At 69.2% G+C, this 19256-nt stretch carries 22 protein-coding genes and 1 pseudogene; 6 read left to right on the top strand and 17 right to left on the bottom strand.

Translation table 11 applies throughout. The annotated features are described in order from the left end of the window. Positions 1-65: 65 nt before the first annotated feature. The 3 genes from AAG565_RS07815 to AAG565_RS07805 are packed head-to-tail and all read left to right on the top strand — an operon-like array spanning position 66 to position 3119. Positions 66-425: a c-type cytochrome gene (locus AAG565_RS07815; RefSeq protein WP_348819014.1), complete on the top strand. Its 360-nt coding sequence runs from the start codon at positions 66-68 to the stop codon at positions 423-425. Further along, positions 422-1831 (top strand): D-arabinono-1,4-lactone oxidase, encoded by a 1410-nt coding sequence (locus AAG565_RS07810; protein WP_348819013.1) that lies wholly within the window; start codon positions 422-424, stop codon positions 1829-1831. Before AAG565_RS07815 ends, AAG565_RS07810 begins: the two co-directional genes overlap by 4 nt. After that, positions 1824-3119: a DSD1 family PLP-dependent enzyme gene (locus AAG565_RS07805; protein WP_348819012.1), complete on the top strand. Its 1296-nt coding sequence runs from the start codon at positions 1824-1826 to the stop codon at positions 3117-3119. The genes AAG565_RS07810 and AAG565_RS07805 overlap by 8 nt, the downstream gene beginning before the upstream one ends. 2 nt (positions 3120-3121) lie before the next feature. On the opposite strand, the gene AAG565_RS07800 is transcribed toward AAG565_RS07805, so the two are convergent. From AAG565_RS07800 to AAG565_RS07785, 4 genes are all read right to left on the bottom strand, one after another. After that, positions 3122-4360: an ATP-binding protein gene (locus tag AAG565_RS07800; RefSeq protein WP_348819011.1), complete on the bottom strand. Its 1239-nt coding sequence runs from the start codon at positions 4358-4360 to the stop codon at positions 3122-3124. A 173-nt stretch (positions 4361-4533) separates the two neighbouring features. Continuing rightward, entirely contained in the window at positions 4534-5286 is a 753-nt protein-coding gene (locus tag AAG565_RS07795; protein WP_348819010.1) for an anti-sigma factor, read from the bottom strand. Beyond that, positions 5283-5843, bottom strand: coding sequence for a sigma-70 family RNA polymerase sigma factor (locus AAG565_RS07790; RefSeq protein WP_348819009.1), 561 nt, complete (start codon positions 5841-5843; stop codon positions 5283-5285). Before AAG565_RS07790 ends, AAG565_RS07795 begins: the two co-directional genes overlap by 4 nt. Positions 5844-5876: 33 nt before the next feature. Further along, positions 5877-6662, bottom strand: coding sequence for a sterol desaturase family protein (locus AAG565_RS07785; RefSeq protein WP_348819008.1), 786 nt, complete (start codon positions 6660-6662; stop codon positions 5877-5879). Positions 6663-6729: 67 nt separating this feature from the next. Here AAG565_RS07785 and hemB point away from each other — a divergent pair, with 67 nt between their 5' ends. Both hemB and aroE read left to right on the top strand, forming a co-directional pair. Then, on the top strand, positions 6730-7719 hold the full coding sequence (hemB, locus tag AAG565_RS07780; protein WP_348819007.1) for a porphobilinogen synthase: 990 nt from the start codon (positions 6730-6732) through the stop codon (positions 7717-7719). 97 nt (positions 7720-7816) lie between these two features. Continuing rightward, positions 7817-8626, top strand: coding sequence for a shikimate dehydrogenase (aroE, locus tag AAG565_RS07775; RefSeq protein WP_348819006.1), 810 nt, complete (start codon positions 7817-7819; stop codon positions 8624-8626). Here the strand turns inward: aroE and AAG565_RS07770 are convergent, their stop codons facing one another. From AAG565_RS07770 to dtd, 13 genes and pseudogenes are all read right to left on the bottom strand, one after another. Next, positions 8627-10057: a M20 family metallopeptidase gene (locus AAG565_RS07770; RefSeq protein WP_348819005.1), complete on the bottom strand. Its 1431-nt coding sequence runs from the start codon at positions 10055-10057 to the stop codon at positions 8627-8629. Positions 10058-10068: 11 nt separating this feature from the next. Continuing rightward, positions 10069-10881 carry an SDR family NAD(P)-dependent oxidoreductase gene (locus AAG565_RS07765; protein WP_348819004.1) on the bottom strand — a complete coding sequence of 271 codons (813 nt, stop codon included), beginning with the start codon at positions 10879-10881 and terminating at the stop codon, positions 10069-10071. A 19-nt stretch (positions 10882-10900) separates the two neighbouring features. Continuing rightward, on the bottom strand, positions 10901-12157 hold the full coding sequence (locus tag AAG565_RS07760) for a HAMP domain-containing sensor histidine kinase (protein ID WP_348819003.1): 1257 nt from the start codon (positions 12155-12157) through the stop codon (positions 10901-10903). Positions 12158-12163: 6 nt separating this feature from the next. Next, on the bottom strand, positions 12164-12841 hold the full coding sequence (locus AAG565_RS07755; protein WP_348819002.1) for a response regulator transcription factor: 678 nt from the start codon (positions 12839-12841) through the stop codon (positions 12164-12166). After that, positions 12841-13617 (bottom strand): twin-arginine translocase subunit TatC, encoded by a 777-nt coding sequence (tatC, locus tag AAG565_RS07750; RefSeq protein ID WP_348819001.1) that lies wholly within the window; start codon positions 13615-13617, stop codon positions 12841-12843. Before tatC ends, AAG565_RS07755 begins: the two co-directional genes overlap by 1 nt. Positions 13618-13627: 10 nt before the next feature. Beyond that, the gene (tatB, locus tag AAG565_RS07745; protein ID WP_348819000.1) at positions 13628-13918 is read right to left on the bottom strand and encodes a Sec-independent protein translocase protein TatB; all 291 of its coding nucleotides are present in this window, start codon (positions 13916-13918) and stop codon (positions 13628-13630) included. A 60-nt stretch (positions 13919-13978) separates the two neighbouring features. Then, positions 13979-14182, bottom strand: a pseudogene (gene tatA / locus AAG565_RS07740) (Sec-independent protein translocase subunit TatA); the annotation flags it as partial. Positions 14183-14187: 5 nt separating this feature from the next. Continuing rightward, positions 14188-14535 (bottom strand): phosphoribosyl-ATP diphosphatase, encoded by a 348-nt coding sequence (locus AAG565_RS07735; protein ID WP_348818999.1) that lies wholly within the window; start codon positions 14533-14535, stop codon positions 14188-14190. A gap of 56 nt (positions 14536-14591) precedes the next feature. Beyond that, positions 14592-15362 carry an imidazole glycerol phosphate synthase subunit HisF gene (gene hisF / locus AAG565_RS07730; RefSeq protein WP_348818998.1) on the bottom strand — a complete coding sequence of 257 codons (771 nt, stop codon included), beginning with the start codon at positions 15360-15362 and terminating at the stop codon, positions 14592-14594. A 75-nt stretch (positions 15363-15437) separates the two neighbouring features. Then, positions 15438-16163 (bottom strand): 1-(5-phosphoribosyl)-5-[(5-phosphoribosylamino)methylideneamino]imidazole-4-carboxamide isomerase, encoded by a 726-nt coding sequence (gene hisA / locus AAG565_RS07725; RefSeq protein WP_348818997.1) that lies wholly within the window; start codon positions 16161-16163, stop codon positions 15438-15440. Between the two features lie 133 nt (positions 16164-16296). After that, entirely contained in the window at positions 16297-16935 is a 639-nt protein-coding gene (hisH, locus tag AAG565_RS07720) for an imidazole glycerol phosphate synthase subunit HisH (protein WP_348818996.1), read from the bottom strand. A 46-nt stretch (positions 16936-16981) separates the two neighbouring features. Beyond that, positions 16982-17569, bottom strand: coding sequence for an imidazoleglycerol-phosphate dehydratase HisB (hisB, locus tag AAG565_RS07715; RefSeq protein ID WP_348818995.1), 588 nt, complete (start codon positions 17567-17569; stop codon positions 16982-16984). Between the two features lie 74 nt (positions 17570-17643). Continuing rightward, entirely contained in the window at positions 17644-18081 is a 438-nt protein-coding gene (dtd, locus tag AAG565_RS07710) for a D-aminoacyl-tRNA deacylase (protein ID WP_348818994.1), read from the bottom strand. 281 nt (positions 18082-18362) lie between these two features. Here dtd and AAG565_RS07705 point away from each other — a divergent pair, with 281 nt between their 5' ends. Continuing rightward, complete coding sequence (locus AAG565_RS07705; protein WP_348818993.1) at positions 18363-19223, top strand: lysophospholipid acyltransferase family protein; 861 nt, start codon at positions 18363-18365, stop codon at positions 19221-19223. The last annotated feature ends 33 nt before the right edge of the window (positions 19224-19256 follow it).

The raw sequence follows: 19256 nt of genomic DNA, 5'->3' as shown, positions 1-19256 counted from the left end.
GTAAGAATGGCCCAGTGCGCACGCACGGGTCCGCGCCCCCTTCCGACTGCGACCGAATGAACGCGATGAACCGCCTGCATGTGGGCCTGTGCGCGCTGACGCTGCTGGCGAGCGCCTGCGGCAAGTCCGAATCCCCGCCGCCGGCAGCACTGCCGGCGACCGCCGTCGCGGCACCGGTCGCCGCCGACCCGGCGGTGCAGCGCCTCTACGAGCAGACCTGCAAGGCCTGCCACGGCGTACCGGGCACCGGCGCGCCGCTGGCCGGCGACGCCGCGGCCTGGGCACCGCGTGTCGCGCAGGGCCTGGACACGCTGCTCGATCACACGATCAACGGCTACAAGGGCATGCCGCCGCTGGGCTCCTGCGGCGATTGCAGCGAGGACGAGTTCCGCGCGCTGATCCGCCACATGGCGCAGCTGCCATGAAGCGCCGGGAGTTCCTGGCCGGCGCTGCCGGCCTGCTGACCGCCGGCACGCTGGCCGGCTGCGACGATCACGGCGCGTCGAGGATGCCGCAGGCGCCGGCGGCGGCCATCGGCCCCGACGGCAGGAAGCGCCTGCCGTGGCAGAACTGGTCCGGCTATCGATTCGGCATGCCCGCCGAGCGCGCCGCGCCGGTCAGCGAGGACGAGCTCGCCGAGCTGCTGAAGAAGACGCCCGCGCCGATCCGCCCGGCCGGCGCCGGACACTCCTTCACGGAACTGGTGCCCACCGACGGCACGCTGCTGTCGCTGCGCAACTTCAGCGGCCTGATCGCGCACGACGCATCAGCACTGACGGCGACCCTCGGGGCCGGCACCAAGCTCGGCCAGATCGGCGAACTGCTCGACCCGATCGGTCAGGCGCTGCCCAACATGCCGGACATCGACCAGCAGACGATCGCCGGTGCGACGGCGACCGGCACGCACGGCACCGGCCAGACCCTCGGCGCACTGCATGCCTACGCGACTGCGCTGCGCCTGGTGACGCCGCGCGGCGAGATCATCGACTGCTCGCGCACGCAGCATCCGGAGATCTTCGACGCCGCGCGCGTGTCGCTCGGCAGCCTGGGCGTGATCACGCAGTTCACGCTGCAGAACGTGCCGACGCACCGGCTGAAGCGCCGTGTCTGGCTGGAGCCGATCGACGCACTGGTCGAGCGCTTCGACGAACGGGCCGCGGCCCATCACAGCTTCGAGATCTACTACATCCCGTTCTGCAGCCATGGCGTCGCCATCGCCATCGATCCGACCGACGAGCCGCTGCGGCCACGCGGGGCGGAGCAGGACAACAACGCGGTGATGGAGATGAAGAAGCTGCGCGACCTGGTCGGCTGGTGGCCCGCGCTGCGCCGCCGCCTGCTTGATCTGGCGACGCAGGACTTCCAGCCGGAGGAGGCGGTCGATCTCTGGTACCGCATCTTCCCGTCGAGCCGCGAGGTGCGCTTCAACGAGATGGAGTACCACCTGCCGCGCGAGGCACTGCTGCCGGCGTTCAAGCAGGTGCGCGCGCGCGTCGAGGCGCATCACCCCGAGGAGTTCTTCCCGATCGAGCTGCGCGTGGTACGCGGCGACGACGCCTGGCTGTCGCCGTTCCACGGCCATGACCGCTCCGGCTCGATCGCGGTGCATCGGTATTACAAGGAAGACCCGCTGCCGTATTTCGCCGACATCGAGCCGATCTATCAGGCCTACGAGGGCCGTCCGCACTGGGGCAAGATGAACACGCTCGATGCGAAGACCTTCGCGCAGCGCTATCCGAAGTGGCGCGAGTTCCTCGACGTGCGCGCGGCGCTCGATCCGGACGGACGCATGCTCAATCCCTATCTGCGCAGGGTGTTCGGCCTTGCCTGATCTCAAGCGCCGCCTGCTGCTCGGCGCAGCGATCGCCGCACCCTTCGCCGCGCTCGTGGCCGCCAAGCCGCGCGCCCGGTCCGGCGCGCACAGCGCGTATTTCCGCGCGCTGCAGGACGCGCTGCAGGACGCGGGACTGTTCCGGCCGACGCTGGTGATCGACCGCCAGCGCCTGGCGGACAACATCGAGCGTCTCAAGGCCCATCTGCCGGCGAACAAGCATTACCGCATCGTCGCCAAGTCGCTGCCGAGCCTGAAGCTGATCGAAACCGTGCGCGCGGCGACCGGCACCGACCGCCTGATGGTGTTCGACCAGCCGTTCCTCAACTTCGTCGGCGCGCAGATGGCCGATGCGCGCGTGCTGCTCGGCAAGCCGATGCCGGCCGGGGCGGCGCGGCGCTTCTTCGCACAGCACCACAATGCCGCCTTCGATGCGGCGGCGCAGATCGAGTGGCTCATCGACACGCCGCAACGGCTCGCGGAGTACCGCGATCTGTCCCAGGCGCGCCGCGGCGACGGCCTCGGACCGATGCGCATCAATCTGGAGATCGACGTCGGCCTGCACCGCGGCGGCTTTCGCAGCGCGCAGGCGGTCGCCGAGGCGGTGCGCGAGATCGACACCGTGCAGAGCCTCGAATTCTCCGGCTTCATGGGCTACGAGGCGCACGCCTCGAAGATCCCGGACGTGCTCGGCGGCCCGCGCGGCGCGCTGGCCCGGGCGATGGCGTTCTACGCCGAGTGCATCGACGCCGCGCGCGCGGCGCAGGGCGCGCGCTTCGATGCCGACGCGCTGACACTCAACGCCGGCGGCAGCTCGACCTACCAGCTCTACGACGAAGCCGCGCCCTGCAATGAACTGGCGATGGGCTCGGGCCTGGTGATGCCGACCGACTTCGACAAGCCGACGCTCGCCGATCACCTGCCCGCCTGCTTCATCTCCACGCCGGTGCTCAAGGCGCTGGACCGCACCGAGTTGCCGGGCCTGGAAGCGATGACCGGTTTGTTCCGCGCCTGGGATCCGAACACCGCGCGCGCGTTCTATCTCTACGGCGGCTACTGGCTCGCCGACGCGGTGTCACCGCCGGGACTGCAGCGCAACGCGATCTGGGGCCACTCGACCAACCAGGACCTGCTCAACGGCTCGACCGGCGTGCAGCTCAACGTCGGCGACCACGTCTTCCTGCGGCCGCATCAGTCGGAGTTCGTGTTCCTGCAGTTCGGCGACCTCGCCGTGTACGACGACGGCCGGATCGTCGATGCCTGGCCGGTGTTCCAGCCGGGGGCTTAGGGTCAGGCGCGCAGCACACCAAACGGCGCGGCCAGCAGCTGGTCACCAAAGCCGATGACGGCATCGCCGTCGTACAGAACGATCCCCAACCGGAACGCCGAGCCCGTGGCCTGGGCGAGCCTCTTCAAGCCGGTGAAGTCGGCCGGGTACACGCTGGCCGCGGCCTTGACCTCGATACCGATCAGCTCGCCGGCCCCGTTCTCGATCACGAGATCGACTTCGTGCTGATCCTTGTCGCGGTAGTGATGCAGCACGTGGCTGTCATCCCCCGCGCCGGCCTGCTTCAGGAGTTCACCGAAGACGAAGCTTTCGATCAGTGCGCCCCACTGCCCGCGGTCGGCCGCGAGTTTCTGCGCCGTGAGCCCGCGCACGGCCGCGAGCAGGCCGGAGTCCAGGAAATGCAGCTTGGGCGTCTTGATCAAGCGGCTGAGCTTATTGCTGAACCAGGGCTCCAGTCTGCGGACCAGGAACAGCTGTTCCAGGATTCCGAGGTACTTCTGCGCGGTCTTGGCATCCAGGCCGATCTGTCCGCCGAGTTGTGCGAAGTTGGTGAGCTGGCCGGACTGGACTGCCAGCGCGCGCAGGAGTCGTGGCAACTGCTCGAGCTTCTCGATCTCCGCGATATCGCGGGCATCCCGGCGCACCACTGCAGCGACGTAGTCGCGCGTCCACGCGCGTCGCCGCGCCGGATCGGTACGAGTGCGCATTTCCGGGTAGCCCCCGGCAAGTACTTCTTCGACCAGCGCCTTCCCCGTCAGGGTATCCGTGAGCTTCGGGACGCTCCCGCCAAAGGCACGGCTCAGAAAGCGTCCCGCAGTGCGGCCCAGGATCTCCGTCTGCGCCAATGGCAGGAGGGTGATCACTTCCATGCGACCGGCCAGGCTCTCCGAAACGGCCGGAAGCGTCATGACATCCGCGGAGCCGGTCAGCAAAAAACGTCCGGGACGCCGGTCCTCGTCAACCGACTTCTTGATCGCGCGCAGCAGGCGCGGCGCACGTTGGATTTCATCGAGAATGACCGTGGAGTGCGGCCGCAGGAAACCGACCGGATCCGCCGATGCGGCGGCCAGCTGGGATTCATCGTCCAGAGTGATGTAGTCACGCTGCCGATCGCGGAACCCCTGCACGAGGGTGGTCTTTCCGCACTGTCGCGGGCCGCTGACCATCACCACAGGCGTGTCTCTCAGCGCCGCCGCGATACGGGCAGCCGCGGCGCGGGGATAGAGATGTTTCGCAGTCATCACGTCGTCCGTTCGCGCTCGAGGATCCGTCCAATACGGATTATAGGGCCGTCCAATCGGGATTGGAGATCCGTCCATTCCGGATCGTAAGGCCGTCCAATCCGGAGCGTGTGTCCGTCCGATCGGGATCGACGGCCTCGAAGGGCCCGCCAGAGGACGGCGTGAGGCGCCGATCAGCTCGCGCGCTGCGCCGGGCCGACGACGATCACCGGACCGGTCGGCTGGCCGGTCGGCGAGCCGCCGGGGGGTTCGCGCGACACCGCGAGCGCCGGCTGGGCGGGCATCGACATGCCGCGCGGCATCGGCATGTCGGCTTCGCCCTTCGCCGGCAGCAGGCCGAGCGAGACCGGCTTGCCGTCGGCGCCGATCACCCAGAGCTCCAGGCTCTCGCGCGCCGCGTCCATCGGGTAGTCGCCCATGCCGCTGACGCGGATGCGGCGGCGCTCCGGCGACAGCGTCACCAGCCACTGCGCCTTGCTGCCCCCGGGCTGCAGCAGCGCGACGTATGGCATCGGCTGCGGCACCGGCACTTCGACGCGCACGATCTGCACCGGCGGCGCCGGCGCGTGCACCTCGCGGTACAGGCCGAAAGCCAGCACCACCGACGCCGCCGTCGCGAGGGCCGACCACGCCTGCCAGAAGCGCAGCCGGCCGTCCGGCGCACCCCCCGTTGGTCGCAGCGGCACGACGCGCGCGCCGGACTCGATCTCGCGCTGGATCGCCGCCCAGACGATCTCGCGCGGCGCGACCGGCTTGAAGCCGGCGTGCAGCGCGGCCAGACGCCGTTCCCAGTCACTCACCTCGGCGCGCAGATCGGCGCGGGACTGCAGCAGCCGGACGAAACGCCGCCGCGCGCGGCCGGTCAGCGTGCCGAGCACGTACTCGGCGGCGAGCATCTGTCCGAGCCTGGCATTCACGTACTTCATTCGCCCAGGCACTCCCGCAGACGCTGCAGGCCGCGCCGCACCCAGCTCTTGATCGTGCCCAGCGGCGCCTCCATGCGGCGCGCCAGTTCCTGGTGGGTGTAGCCCTCGTAGTAGGCCAGCAGCACGCTGCGCCGCTGCTCGTCCGGCAAGCCTTCGAGACAGTGCTGCAGCCTGCCGATGCCTTCGCCTTCCACCGCCCGCGCCTCCGGGTCCGCGCCGCTGCTGTCGTCGGCGAACGCCGACGCATGATCCTCGCCCTCTTCGGGCAGCTCGACTTCCGGCCGTCTCATGCGCAGCAGGTCCAGCGCCCGGTAACGGGCGACCGTCATCAGCCAGGTCAGCGGCGCGCCCTTGTCGGGGCTGTAGGTGTCCGCCTTCTGCCAGATCTTCAGATAACAGTCCTGCAACGCTTCCTCGGCCCAGTCACGTCGCTGCAGGATACGCAGCAGCAGGCCGAACAGATGCGCGCTGCTGGCTTCGTACAGGCGACGGAACGCGGCCTGGTCGCCGGCGGCGGTGGCGGACAGCAGTTGTGCGAGTGCCGCGGCGTCGGCCATGCGGTGCGAACGGGGATGCGGAATGCGGACAGTCTACTGCAGCGGCTGGGCCAGCAGCCGGCGCAGCGTCTGTTCCCCGGGTTCGCGGAAGCGCTCGAGACCGATCTGCATCGCCTCGTGGCCGTTGACCGGCTGGGCGCGATAGCTGCCGAACAGGCGGTCCCACCAGGGCAGGTTGAAGCCGAAGTTGGAGTCCGTTTCCTGCCGGTGCACGGAATGGTGCACGCGGTGCATGTCGGGGGTGACGACGATCCAGCGCAGCACGCGATCCAGCGCCGGCGGCAGCCGCAGGTTGGCGTGGTTGAACATCGCCGTGCCGTTGAGCAGGGCCTCGAAGGCGACGACCGCCCACGGCGGCGCGCCCAGGGCGGCGACCGCGGCCATCTTGATCAGCATCGACAGCAGGATCTCGACCGGATGGAAACGCAGCGCCGTGGAGACGTCGAACGCGGTGTCGCTGTGATGCACGCGATGCAGGCGCCACAGCGCCGGCACGGCGTGGAAGATGCGGTGCTGCCAGTAGATCAGGAAATCGAGCGCGAGCAGCGCGACGACGCCCCGCACCGCATCCGGCAACGGCAGCAGGCGCAACAGGCCCCAGCCCTGCGCCTGCGCCCACTGCGCGGCGCCGACCGCACCGGCGCCGAGCAGCAGGCGCACGAGCAGACTGTCGATGGCGACCAGGCCGAAGTTCACCGGCCAGCGTGCGCGCACGCGGCGATCGTCTCGGCGACGCGGCCAGTGACGCTCGGCGAGGATCAGCGCGGCGAGCAGGACGACGAAGATCGTCAGGCGGAGTGCGGCATCGGCAGTCGGCATCGGTCGGCGCGGGTGCTGGAGGGGGCGTCGGTATAATCGGAGTCTATCCCCGGATCGGACAGTCCCCGTGAGCATCGGTTCATATCCCGCCACCCGCCTGCGCCGCACGCGCCAGGCCGGCTTCATCCGCGACATGGTGCGCGAGACGCGCCTCGCCCCGGCGCAGCTGATCCAGCCGCTGTTCGTCGCCGAAGGGCCGCTGTGCGGGCCGGTCGGCGCGATGCCGGGCGTGGTGCGCCACGACCTCGACGCGCTGGTGCGCGAGTGCGCCGCGCTGTACGCGCTGGGCATCCGTTCGGTCGCGCTGTTTCCGGTGACGCCGGCCGAGCGCAAGACGCCGGGCGGTGACGAGGCGCTCAATCCCGACAGCCTGATGTGCCGCTCGATCCGCGCGATCAAGCAGGTCGTGCCGCAGATCGGCATCGTCGCCGACGTCGCGCTCGATCCGTACACCAGCCACGGCCAGGACGGCGTGCTCGACGCGCGCGGCGACGTCGACAACGACGCCACCTGCGAGATCCTGCGCCGCCAGGCGCTGCTGTACGCGCGCTGCGGCGTCGATATCGTCGCGCCGTCGGACATGATGGACGGCCGCGTCGGCCACATCCGCCAGGTGCTGGAGCGCGACGGCCACAAGAACACGCTGATCCTGTCGTACGCGGCCAAGTACGCCTCCGCCTACTACGGTCCGTTCCGCGACGCCGTCGGTTCGGCGGGCAACCTGGGCAAGGGCGGCAAGGAGACCTACCAGATGGATCCGGCCAACGCCGACGAGGCACTGCGCGAAGTCGCGCTCGATCTCGCCGAGGGCGCCGACATCGTCATGGTCAAGCCGGGCATGCCGTACCTGGACATCATCCGCCGCGTGAAGGACCGCTTCGGCGTGCCGGTCGCCGCCTACCAGGTCAGCGGCGAGTACAGCATGCTCAAGGCCGCGGCGGCCAACGGCTGGCTCGACGAGAAGAAGGCCGTGCTCGAAGCCCTGACCTGCTTCCGTCGCGCCGGCGCCGACATGATCCTGACGTACCACGCCAGGGACGCGGCGCAGTGGCTGTGAGCCGGGCATGGGGAATCGCGGATGCGCCCCTCCGGTCACCGCGCCCGCCCATCTCCTGACGATTGCCGATTCACCATTCCCGATTCCCGTCTTCTCCATGGACCGCTACGCCGTCATCGGCCATCCCGTCGCGCACAGCAAGTCGCCGCGCATGCACGCGCAGTTCGCGCGGCAGACCGGGCAGGCGCTCAGTTACGACGCGGTCGAGGTCGAGCCCGAGGTGCTGCCGGCCGCACTGCAGGCGCTGCACGAACAGGGCTACCGCGGCCTCAACGTCACGCTGCCGCACAAGGTCGCGGTGATGGCGCTGTGCGAGTCGATCAGCGCGCGCGCGCAGATCGCCGGCGCGGTGAACACGCTGATCCGCACCGAGCATGGCTGGCGCGGCGACAACACCGACGGCGAAGGTTTCATCCGTGACCTGCACCGGCTCGGTTTCGGCGTCACCGGCCGGCGTGTGCTGGTCCTCGGCGCCGGCGGCGCAGTGCGCGGCATCCTCGAACCGCTGCTGCGCGCACGACCCGCCACACTCGTCGTCTCCAACCGCAATCCCTGGAAGCCGGAAGCGCTGGCCGAGCAGTTCCGGGACATCGGGCCGATCACACCGCGCACGCATCTGTCGCTCAAGGGCGACCGCTACGACCTGATCGTCAACGGCACCTCGGCCGGCCACGGCGGCGAGATGATCGCGCTGCCGGGGCAGCTGCTCGCCGAGGGCGGCGACTGCTACGACCTGTCCTACGGCAAGGCGTTCTTGCCGTTTCGCGCCTGGGCGGAATCGCAGAGCGCCGCACGCATCGCCGACGGACTCGGCATGCTGGTCGAGCAGGGCGCGGCGGCATTCGAGCTCTGGCGCGGCGTGCGCCCGGACACGGCGGCCGTCATCGAGATGCTGCGCGCCGGCTGATCAGCGCGGCCGCTGCCCGTGCCGCGCCAGCACGTCGGCGACGACCATGCTGACGCGCTTGCCCATCGGGATGTGCAGGAACTCGTTGGGACCGTGCGCGTTGGACTGCGGGCCGAGCACGCCGGTGATCAGGAACTGCGCCTGCGGGAATTTCTCGCCGAGCATGCCCATGAACGGGATCGTGCCGCCTTCGCCCATGTAGGCCGGCGGCCGGCCGAAATAGCTGCGCGACGCGGCATCGACGGCCTGCTCCAGCCAGGGCGCCAGCTGCGGCGCGTTCCAGCCGCTGCCGGACTTCTCCAGTTCCATCGTCACCCTGGCGCCATACGGCGGATCGGCTTCGAGCAGGCGCTTGAGCGCCTGCGCGGCCTGCACGCCGTCGAGTGTCGGCGGGATGCGCAAGGACAGTTTCACGCTCGTGTATGGGCGCAGCACGTTGCCGGCGCTGGACAGCGGCGGCAAGCCGTCGGCGCCGGTGACCGCGAGCTGCGGCCGCCAGGTGCGGTTGAGCACCAGCTCGGCGAGGTCGGATTCGACCGGGTGCATGCCCTCGACGAAGGGGAACTTGGCATAGACATCCGCGCCGAGCACCTGCGCGACGGCCCGGGCCTGCTCGACGCGCTGCGGCGGAATCTCGACGTGGAAATCCTTGGGCTTGATGCGGCCGCTGCCTTCGTCTTCGAGCCTCGACAGCAGCTGGCGCAGGATGCGGAAGCTCGACGCAACGATGCCGGAGGCGTCGCCCGAGTGCACGCCTTCCTTGAGCACCTCGACGCGCAGATTGCCGCCGGCGAGCCCGCGCAGGCTGGTCGTCAGCCACAGCTGCTCGTAGTTGCCGCAGCCGGAGTCGAGGCAGATCACCAGCGACGGCGCGCCGATGCGCGCCGCGAGATGATCGACGTAATAGGGCAGGTCGTAGCTGCCCGACTCCTCGCAGGCCTCGATCATCACCACGCAGCGTGCGTGCGGCAGTTTCTGTTCACGCAGCGCCAGCAGCGCCGCCAGCGAGCCGAAGAGCGCGTAGCCGTCGTCGGCGCCGCCGCGGCCGTAGAGCCTGTCGTCCCTGAGCACCGGCGTCCACGGCCCCAGGCCGTCGGACCAGCCGCTCATCTCCGGCTGCTTGTCGAGATGACCGTAGAGGATCACGCAGTCGTCCGCGCGCCCGCCGTTGGCGGCCGGGATGTCGATGAAGATCAGCGGCGTGCGCTGGTCGAGACGCACGACTTCGAGGCTCGCGCCGGGCACGCCCGCGAGCCGGGTGCGCGCCCATTTCTCCATCAGGCGCACGGCGTCCTCCATGTAGCCGTGCTCGCGCCACTGCGGATCGAACAGCGGCGACTTGTTCGGAATGCGGATGTACTCGGTCAGCTGCGGCACGATCTCGTCGTCCCACAGAGTGCCGATGAATCCTTCGGTGCGGCGGACGTCCATCGTGCGTCTCCTCAGCGCGAAAGCCGCAGCAGCGCGCGCAGCGCGGCGGGATAGCGCACCGGCGCCCAGCGCTGGATGCGGTCCATCAGGCGTGCGTCGGCGCCGATCAGCACGCGCGGCCGGCGCCGCTGGATGCCGTCGATGATCACCCGTGCCGCTTCGTCCGCCGAGGTCCTGGCCATCTGGTCGAATGCGGCGGCGGAGCGCGCGTGATCGGTGTTGCCCATGGTATCGACGTAGTGACGGGCGTTGCGCGCGATGTTGGTCTTGATGCCGCCGGGATGGACGCAGACGGCGAACACGCCGCTGCCATCGAGTTCCTGGCGCAGGGTCTCGGTGAAACCGCGCACCGCGAACTTCGCCGCGTGGTAGGCGCCCTGCGTCGGCACGGTGATGATGCCGAAGATACTCGACAGGTTGACGATGGCGCCGTCGCGCTGCGCGAGCAGCGTCGGCAGGAAGGCCTTGGTGCCGTGCACCACGCCCCAGAAATTGATGTTCATGAGCCACTCGAAATCCTCGTAGCTCATGTTCTCGATGGTCTGCGAGAGCGCGACGCCGGCGTTGTTGATGACGACGTGCGCGCCGCCGCATTCGTGTTTGACCGCATCGGCGAAGGCATGGACGGCATCGCGGTCGGCGACATCGAGCCTGTGCGTGTAGGGCGGGGACGGCAGCAGCGCCGCGGTCGCGGCGAGGCCGGCCGCGTCGATGTCGGCGAGCGCCAGCCGGCAGCCGTGCTGCGCGAGACGGAGCGCCAGCGCACGGCCGATGCCGGAGCCGGCGCCGGTGACGACGGCGACCTTGTTCTGCAACGCGTACACGTGGATCTCCGCTGGACGTTCAGGCGTGCATCTTAGCCTCGCCGGGTGCCGTCAGGCGCAGCCGCGCGACCGCGCCCCCCTGCGGGTGGTTCGACAGGCTCAGCTGCCAGCCGAAGCGGTCCGCGAGCACGCGCGAGATGTACAGGCCCATGCCGGTCCCGCCGTCGCGGCCGCGGAATCCGGGCTCGAACACCTGCGGCAGTTCGTCCGGCGGGATACCGGGTCCGCTGTCGTGCAGTTCGACGAGGTCCGGTGCGCGCACGCGCACCGTGACGGTTCCGGCTGCGGCCGCGCGCAAGGCATTGCGCAGCAGATTGCCGAAGATCACCGCCAGCGCGCCGGGCGGTGCATGCACCTCGAAATCCTTCGGCGCATCCCAGATCAGCTTCGTTCGTGTCGCAGGATCGGCGAGATGGATGTCGGCGACGCTGCGCAGGAATTCCGGCAGGCGCAACGGCTCGTGGGCCGGCGCCTCGCGCAGGCGCGACAGGGCCAGCAGCGCGTCGAGGTCGAGGCGCGCCTCGCGCACGGCGCGGCGGATGCGGATCAGCGGTGCCGTCTCGCCGGCCAGCGCCAGCGTCTCGGCCGCGCCCTGGATCACGGCCAGCGGCGTGCGCAGTTCGTGGCTGGCGGCGGCGGCGAAGGCCCGCTCGCGCTCGACCAGCGCATCGAGGCGCGCCATGTACTGGTTCATCGAATCGACGAACACGTTGAGTTCGCTATCGACATAAGGCGACGACAGACGCTGTCCGCCGCGCTCGGGGTCGAGCGCACGCAGCTGGGCGACGACCGAGTACAGCGGCCGCAGCAGGCGCTGCGCGATGGCGCCGGCGATCGCACCGCTGCTGATCATGATGGCCAGCAGGACGATGCCGGTCACCACCGCCAGCGCACGCTCGCGGTGCTCGGCCAGCGTCGCGTCGTAGGCGAGGTAGGCGCGGTGACCGGGTGCGAGGTCGCGCACCAGCAGCTCGACGTCGCGATCCTCGAACACGATGTCCGAATGGTGGCCGGGCGGGTAGGCGCGCAGGACCGGCGGAACGGTCCGTTCGTCGAAATAGCGCAGGTTGCCGGCGGTGAGTTCGCCGCTGCGGCCCGCGTCGGCGGCATCGGCCATCACCGTCAGCTCGTTGTCCATCAGATCGCGCAGCACCGCGTCTTCGATGTAGGTGTCGCTGATCCACAGCGCCAGCGCGACGAGCGCCGCAGTCCCCGCGGTCATCGCCACCAGGGTCCATTGCAGTCTCGTCTTGAGGACGCCGGGGCGGCGGAACATGCGGTCTCACTCCGTGCTGGCCAGCCGGTAGCCGGCTCCACGCACGGTCTGTAACAGCTTGGACGTGAATGCGCGGTCAACGGCGGCGCGCAGCACGTGGATGTGTGCGCGCAGCACGTCGCCTTCGGGCACCTCGTCGCCCCACAGCAGGTGTTCGAGCTCCTCGCGGCTGACGACGCGGTGCGTCTGGCGCATCAGGTACTCGAGGATCTTGCGCGTCGTCGGATTGAGCGGGACCGGCTGACCGGCACGACGCGCCTCGCGCGTCTGCGGGTCATAGACGAGATCGGCGACACGCAGCGGCTGCGTTGCGACGGCACCCGCGGCGCGCCGGTGCAGGGCGAGCAGCCGCGCTTCGAGTTCGGCCATCGCGAACGGCTTGATCAGGTAATCGTCGGCGCCCGCGCTCAGGCCGGCGACCCGGTCATCGACCGTGTCGAGCGCGGTGAGCATCAGCACCGGCGTCGCGACCCCGGCCTCGCCGCGCAGCCGGCGGCACAGCGTCGCGCCGTCCTGGCCCGGCAGGTTGCGGTCGAGAACGATCACGTCGAAATCGGGTTCGCAGGCCGCGGCGTATCCGGTGCGACCGTCGTAGGCGAAATCGACGGCGTGGCCGCGTGCCTGCAGGTAGTCGCCGATCGTCGCGGCCAGGTCCGGATGATCCTCGACGACGAGGATGCGCATCAGGGCGCCGTGCCGCTCTGCTGCCGCTCGACCTCGCGGCTCTCGGGGACCAGCACGCGCGCCGCGATCAGGCCGAGCTCATAGAGCAGATAGACCGGCACCGCGAGCATGATCTGCGAGACGACGTCCGGCGGTGTGAAGATCGCGCCGACGACGAAGGCGCCGACCAGCACGTATTCGCGGTTCGCCGCCAGCTTGGCCGGCGTGACGAAGCCGGTCTTCACCAGCAGCACGATCGCCACCGGCGTCTCGAAGGCGAAGCCGAAGGCGAGGAAGATCGCCAGCACGAAGTCGAGATAGCGGGCGATGTCGGTCATCACCGAGACGCCCTCGGGCGCGACGCCGACGATGAACCTGAACACCGTCGGCAGCACCAGGAAGTAGGCGAAGGCGATGCCGGCGTAGAACAGCAGCGTGCTCGACACCATCAGCGGCACGACCAGGCGCTTCTCGCTCTTGTACAGCCCCGGCGCGACGAAGGCCCAGACCTGGTAGAGCACCCAGGGCATCGCCGCGACGAAGGCGACCAGCGCCGCGAGCTTGATCGGCGTGAAGAACGGCGACGCCACTTCCGTGGCGATCATCGACGTGCCTTCCGGCAGCATGCGCAGCAAGGGCTGCGCCAGCCATGCGTACAGCTCCTTGGCGAACACCACCAGCGGCAGGAAGGCGAGCAGCACGCCCCAGACGATCTTGAGCAGGCGGTCGCGCAGTTCCAGCAGGTGCGCGATCAGCGGCTGCTCGTTCTGCTCGGGATCGGTGTCGTGCTCGGCCACGCGCGTCGGCTCAGGGCTTGGGCGGCAGATCCTTGCCGGCATCGGCGAGGGTCTGGTCCACGCTCGACTTGAGTGCCTGGCCTTGATCGCGCATCAGCCTGTTGGCCTCGTCAAGCTGGCGCTTGAGCTCGGCCAGACGCGCCTCGCGGTCGAGTTCGGCGGTGAGATTGCGCAGGTAGCCGCGCGCCTGGCCGGTCCAGCGCCCGAGCGTGCGCGCGAGTTGCGGCAGTTTCTCCGGGCCGAGCACGACCAGGGCGACGACGAAGCACAGCATCAGCTCGGTGAAACCGACGTCGAACATGATCGAACGGACCTCGCCGCAGCGCGCGCCGCGTCAGAGCTTGTGGCTGTCCTGCTTGGCGCCGGTCTCGGTCTTGTTGTCGGCCGCCGACGTCAGTCGCGCCTGGGTGTCGGCCGCTTCGCTCTCGCCTTCCTTCATCGCCTGCTTGAAATTCTTGATCGCGCCGCCGAGATCGCCGCCCATGTTGCGCAGCTTCTTGGTGCCGAAGATCAGCACGACCACCAGCAGCACGATCAGCCAGTGCCAGATGCTCAGGGAACCCATAGTCCTTACCTCGTCATGTCTTGCGCGCGGGCCGCCTTCTCCGCGTGCCCCGAGGTGCCGAAGCGGCGCGCCAGCTCCCCGGTCAGCCGCGCCAGGGGCAGATCGCGCTGCGCCATCAACACCAGCGTGTGGAACCACAGATCCGCGATCTCGTGGATCAGCGGCGCGTCGTCGGCATTCTTCGCGGCGATCAGGGTTTCGGCCGCTTCCTCGCCGATCTTCTTCAGAATCGCGTCCGTGCCCTTGGCGTACAGGCTCGCCACATAGGAACTGCCCGCGTCCGCAGACTTGCGCGCCTGCAGAACCCGGAACAGCTCGTCCAGAATGTCGCCGGAAGAGTTCAAGGATGCCATCGGAAGATTGCGGTCTGGCGACAGTTTACGCCCTGCTGCCGGACGGTGGGCGCGGCTCAGACGCGCACGCAGACGCCCTTGCCGGCCAGGTAGCGCTTGGCTTCGCCGACGGTGTAGGTGCCCTGATGGAAGATGCTGGCCGCGAGTACCGCGTCGGCATTGCCCTTGGCCAGGCCCTCGTACAGGTGATCGAGCGTGCCGACGCCGCCCGAGGCGATGACCGGCACGGTGACGGCGTCGGCGATCGCGCGCAGCAGCTCGATGTCGTAGCCGGCCTTGGTGCCGTCCCGGTCCATGCTGGTTACCAGCAGCTCGCCGGCGCCGTAGCGCACCATGTTGGCGGCCCACTCGACGGCGTCGAGACCGGTGGCCTTGCGCCCGCCGTGCGTGAACACTTCCCAGCGCGGCGGTTCCTTCTTCTTGCTGACCCGCTTGGCGTCGATCGCGACGACGATGCACTGCACGCCGTAGCGGCTGCCGGCCTCGGTGACGAACGCCGGATTCTCGACCGCGGCGGTGTTGATGCTGACCTTGTCGGCGCCGGCCGACAGCAGGGCGCGCACGTCGGCGCAGGTGCGCACGCCGCCGCCGACGGTCAGCGGGATGTAGATCTCGCGCGCGACCTGCTCGACGGTCTGGAACAGGATCGGCCGGTCCTCGGCGCTGGCGGTGATGTCGAGGAACACCAGTTCGTCGGCGCCCTGGTAGTCGTACTTGCGCGCGACTTCGACCGGATCGCCGGCATCCTGGACGTCCTCGAAGCGGACGCCCTTGACCACGCGGCCGCGGTCGATGTCGAGACAGGGGATGATGCGTTTGGCGAGCATGCGAGGCGTGAGGCTGGGAGGTGAGCGGTCGGAGCAGACGTGAGCCGTTGCGTCTCGCGTCTCACCCCTCACGTCTCACGATCTGGCGATCTTGACCGCTTCCTTGAAGTCCAGATCGCCCTGGTAGAGCGCGCGGCCGATGACGGCGCCAGCGACGCCGTCGGCCTCGAGCTCCTTGAGGCGGCGGATGTCGTCGAGCGAGCTGACGCCGCCGGACGCCAGCACCGGCGTCTTCAGCGCGCGCGCCAGCGCGCGGGTGGACTCGACATTGAAGCCCTGCATCATGCCGTCCTTGGCGATGTCGGTGTAGATGATCGCTTCGACGCCGTCCCGCTCGCAGTGCACCGCGGTTTCGATGACGTCGTGGCCGGTGAGCTTGGCCCAGCCGTTGAGCGCGACGCGGCCATCCTTGGCGTCGAGACTGACGATGATGTGGCGCGGAAACTCCAGGCACAGGTCGTGCAGGAAGTGCGGCGCGTTCACCGCCTTGGTGCCGATGATCACGTACTGCACGCCCGCATTGAGGTAGCGCTGCACGGTCTCCTCGTCGCGGATGCCGCCGCCGACCTGCACCGGAATCTTCAGCGCGCCGGCGATGGCCTCGACCACCTCGATGTTGACCGGCGTGCCCTTGACTGCGCCGTCGAGATCGACGATGTGGACACGTTCGGCGCCTTCGTCGGCCCAGCGCCTGGCGACCGTCACCGGATCGTCGGAGAACACCGTCACGTCGTCCATGCGGCCCTGGCGCAGGCGCACGCACTGGCCGCCCTTCAGATCGATTGCGGGGATCAACAGCATGAGCTGGGTTTGGTCAGGTGGAAACGCTTGGTACGAGGGAGACCCGTTTGGGAGTGGTGCTTGTGCGGTTGGCAGTCCTGACGTCGCTCCAGACTCTGCCGAAAGACCCGGTCCGTTTCAAGCGCCGGACGGTTCAGGGGCTCCACTGCGCGAAGTTGGCGAGCAGCATCATGCCCAGGTTCTGCGATTTCTCGGGGTGAAACTGGAAGGCGACGATGTTGTCGCGCGCGATCGCCGCCGCGAAGCGGTGGCCGTATTCGGCCGTGCCGAGCACGTGGTCGGGGTTCGCCGGCGCGGCGTGATAGCTGTGTACGAAATAGAACCAGGCGTCGTCGGGCACGCCGGCCCAGATCGGGTGCGGGCGCGCCTGGCGCACGCGATTCCAGCCCATGTGCGGGACCTTGAGCCGCTCGCCGGCGCCGTCCGCCGGCGGGTCGGGAAAACGGACCACCTTGCCCGGAAACAGGCCGAGCGCCGGCACGCCGTCGTTCTCGTCGCTCCATTCGAGCATCACCTGCATGCCCAGGCAGATGCCGAGCATCGGCTTGCTGCGCGCCGCCTCGACGACCATGTCGCTCAGCTCCAGGCGCCTGAGCTCCTTCATGCACTCGCGCACGCCGCCCACACCGGGCAGCACGAGGCGGTCGCAGTCCATCAGGACCTCGGGGTCGTAGCTGATGACGACCCGAGCCGCCGACACGCGCTCCAGCGCCTTGCCGAGCGAATGCAGGTTGCCCATGCCGTAGTCGATGACGCCGATTGCTTCTGCCATGGAGGTGCTTACCGGGAAGCCGCGCGCGCACGCGGAACGCAGATCGTCAGAGGCTGCCCTTGGTGGAAGGCGTGACGTCGCCCATGCGCGGATCGGCGGCCACCGCCATGCGCAGCGCGCGGCCGAAAGCCTTGAAGACGGTCTCGACGATGTGGTGGGCGTTGCGCCCGCGCAGGCTGTCGATGTGCAGCGTCAGCCGGGCGTGATTGACGAGGCCCTGAAAGAACTCGCGGAACAGGTCCACGTCGAAGTCGCCGATGCGCGCGCGCGGGAACTCGACGAAGTATTCCAGGCCCGGACGACCCGACAGATCGACGACCACGCGCGACAGCGCCTCGTCGAGCGGCACATAGCTGTGGCCGTAGCGCACGATGCCCTTCTTGTCGCCGAGCGCCCGGTCGAGCGCCTGGCCGAGCGTGATGCCGATGTCCTCGACGGTATGGTGATCGTCGATGTGCCGGTCGCCCGTCGCCTGGATGTCGAGGTCGATCAGCCCGTGGCGCGCGACCTGGTCGAGCATGTGGTCGAGGAACGGGATGCCGGTGTCGAAACGCGACTGCCCCGAACCGTCGAGGTTCAGGCTCACGCGGATCTGGGTTTCGCGCGTCTTGCGTTCGACGCTGGCGGTGCGCATCGGGCGGGTCGGGCCAAAAGGGCGCTCATGGTACTCCCCGGTCGGCCGAATTTGAACAGCGCCCGAACGAACGTTCAGGACTCGATCCAGAACGTCACCGGACCGTCGTTGACCAGGCTGACCTGCATGTCCGCCCCGAACACGCCGCTGCCGACCGGGCTCCAGCGGGCCCGGGCCCGTGCCACGAGATGCTCGTACAGGCGGCGCGCCTGATCCGGCGGCGCGGCCGTCGAAAATCCGGCGCGCGTGCCCTTGGCGGTGTCGGCGGCCAGCGTGAACTGCGGCACCAGCAGCAGGCCGCCGCCGGTGTCGCGCAGGCTCAGGTTCATGCGGCCTTCGCGGTCGGCAAAGACGCGGTAGCCGAGCAGGCGCTCGAGCAGACGCTCGGCCTGCGCCGTCCCGTCGTCCGGCCGCACACCGACCAGGACCAGCAGTCCGGATTCGATGGCGGCCACGGTTTCGCCGCCCACCGTCACCGCGGCCCGGGATACGCGTTGCAGCAGTCCGATCATGGGTCGTGCGCCGGGTGGCCGGGGTTGGTCGATGTCAGAAATGTCCTACATGTTATCGGGTGCTCTGCCGGACATCGCCGGCCGCGCCACCCGCCGAAACTGTGCCTGTTCCGCCGGGTCGCCCCTAATTTCGGTCCGGTGGAGCAACATGGTTTTTCCTCCTCCCTTCGGCCCGGCCCCCAAAGCCGGGCTTTTTTTCGTCCCGTACGAGGCGCGGCCATCCCTGGGGCCCGGACATCAAGAGCCGGCATGACCGCGGCTTGCCGATACAATCCCGCGCCATGCGCCTATTGTTCCACGTTCTCGCCCGCCTGCCGCTGGTGGTTCTGCACGGCCTGGGCAATCTGATCGGCTGGGTCCTCTGGATCTTCCCCAACGGCCGGCGCCATGCCGCCTATCGCAATCTCGCGGTGTGCATGCCGGAACTGACGCCGGCGCAGCGGCATCGGATGGTGCGGCGCTCGCTGTGCCACGAGGTCAAGACCATCCTGGAGATGCCGGTGATCTGGCTGGCGCCGGAGCAGCGCGTGCTCGCGATGGTCAAGGCATGGCGCGGCGGCGAGGTCATCGACGAAGCGCTGGCGCAGGGCAAGGGCATGATCCTGCTGACTCTGCACCAGGGCAACTGGGAAGCCTGCGCGATCCCGTTCTCGAAGAAGTACGTCGCCACCGGCCTGTACAAGCCGCAGCCGGGCACGGTCAACGATCTGTCGCTGCAGGGGCGCTGCCGCTTCGGCGGCAAGATGCTCGCCGCCGAAGGCGGCGTCGGGCGCAAGTGCGTCGAGGTGCTGGCGCGCAACGAGACCATCTATTTCATGCCGGACCAGGACCCGCCCAAGGGCCGCGGCGTGTTCGCACCGTTCTTCGGCGTACAGGCACACACGCCGACGCTGGTCGCCAAACTGGTGAAGATGTCCGGCGCCCCGGTGGTGTTCTTCTACGGCGAACGCCTGCCCTGGGGTCGCGGCTTCATCGCGCACTGGTTCGCGGCGCCGCCGGAGATCTACAGCGAGGATCTGCAGACCTCGGTCGCCGGCATGAACGCCGGCCTCGAACGCTGCGCACGCGACTGTCCGGAACAGTACTGGTGGGGCTACAAGCGCTTCCGCCGCCGTCCCGAAGGCGAGCCGCGCCTGTACTGAACGGCTTGAAGCCGGGCGGGCGGTCCTTACAAT

Origin of the sequence: Fontimonas sp. SYSU GA230001 (genome assembly GCF_040066175.1) — a bacterium.
Taxonomy (GTDB): domain Bacteria; phylum Pseudomonadota; class Gammaproteobacteria; order Nevskiales; family Nevskiaceae; genus Solimonas.
This window is presented reverse-complemented; position numbering and strand designations above follow the sequence as displayed.

What these genes read in the sequence shown, in the direction of transcription:
- AAG565_RS07815 (WP_348819014.1), top strand. Translation starts at nt 66, where the DNA reads ATGAACCGCCTGCATGTGGGCCTGTGCGCGCTGACGCTGCTGGCGAGC.
- AAG565_RS07810 (WP_348819013.1), top strand. Translation starts at nt 422, where the DNA reads ATGAAGCGCCGGGAGTTCCTGGCCGGCGCTGCCGGCCTGCTGACCGCC.
- AAG565_RS07800 (WP_348819011.1), bottom strand. Translation starts at nt 4,360, where the DNA reads ATGACTGCGAAACATCTCTATCCCCGCGCCGCGGCTGCCCGTATCGCG.
- AAG565_RS07795 (WP_348819010.1), bottom strand. Translation starts at nt 5,286, where the DNA reads ATGAAGTACGTGAATGCCAGGCTCGGACAGATGCTCGCCGCCGAGTAC.
- AAG565_RS07790 (WP_348819009.1), bottom strand. Translation starts at nt 5,843, where the DNA reads ATGGCCGACGCCGCGGCACTCGCACAACTGCTGTCCGCCACCGCCGCC.
- AAG565_RS07785 (WP_348819008.1), bottom strand. Translation starts at nt 6,662, where the DNA reads ATGCCGACTGCCGATGCCGCACTCCGCCTGACGATCTTCGTCGTCCTG.
- aroE (WP_348819006.1), top strand. Translation starts at nt 7,817, where the DNA reads ATGGACCGCTACGCCGTCATCGGCCATCCCGTCGCGCACAGCAAGTCG.
- AAG565_RS07770 (WP_348819005.1), bottom strand. Translation starts at nt 10,057, where the DNA reads ATGGACGTCCGCCGCACCGAAGGATTCATCGGCACTCTGTGGGACGAC.
- AAG565_RS07760 (WP_348819003.1), bottom strand. Translation starts at nt 12,157, where the DNA reads ATGTTCCGCCGCCCCGGCGTCCTCAAGACGAGACTGCAATGGACCCTG.
- AAG565_RS07755 (WP_348819002.1), bottom strand. Translation starts at nt 12,841, where the DNA reads ATGCGCATCCTCGTCGTCGAGGATCATCCGGACCTGGCCGCGACGATC.
- tatB (WP_348819000.1), bottom strand. Translation starts at nt 13,918, where the DNA reads ATGTTCGACGTCGGTTTCACCGAGCTGATGCTGTGCTTCGTCGTCGCC.
- AAG565_RS07735 (WP_348818999.1), bottom strand. Translation starts at nt 14,535, where the DNA reads ATGGCATCCTTGAACTCTTCCGGCGACATTCTGGACGAGCTGTTCCGG.
- hisF (WP_348818998.1), bottom strand. Translation starts at nt 15,362, where the DNA reads ATGCTCGCCAAACGCATCATCCCCTGTCTCGACATCGACCGCGGCCGC.
- hisA (WP_348818997.1), bottom strand. Translation starts at nt 16,163, where the DNA reads ATGCTGTTGATCCCCGCAATCGATCTGAAGGGCGGCCAGTGCGTGCGC.
- hisH (WP_348818996.1), bottom strand. Translation starts at nt 16,935, where the DNA reads ATGGCAGAAGCAATCGGCGTCATCGACTACGGCATGGGCAACCTGCAT.
- hisB (WP_348818995.1), bottom strand. Translation starts at nt 17,569, where the DNA reads ATGCGCACCGCCAGCGTCGAACGCAAGACGCGCGAAACCCAGATCCGC.
- dtd (WP_348818994.1), bottom strand. Translation starts at nt 18,081, where the DNA reads ATGATCGGACTGCTGCAACGCGTATCCCGGGCCGCGGTGACGGTGGGC.
- AAG565_RS07705 (WP_348818993.1), top strand. Translation starts at nt 18,363, where the DNA reads ATGCGCCTATTGTTCCACGTTCTCGCCCGCCTGCCGCTGGTGGTTCTG.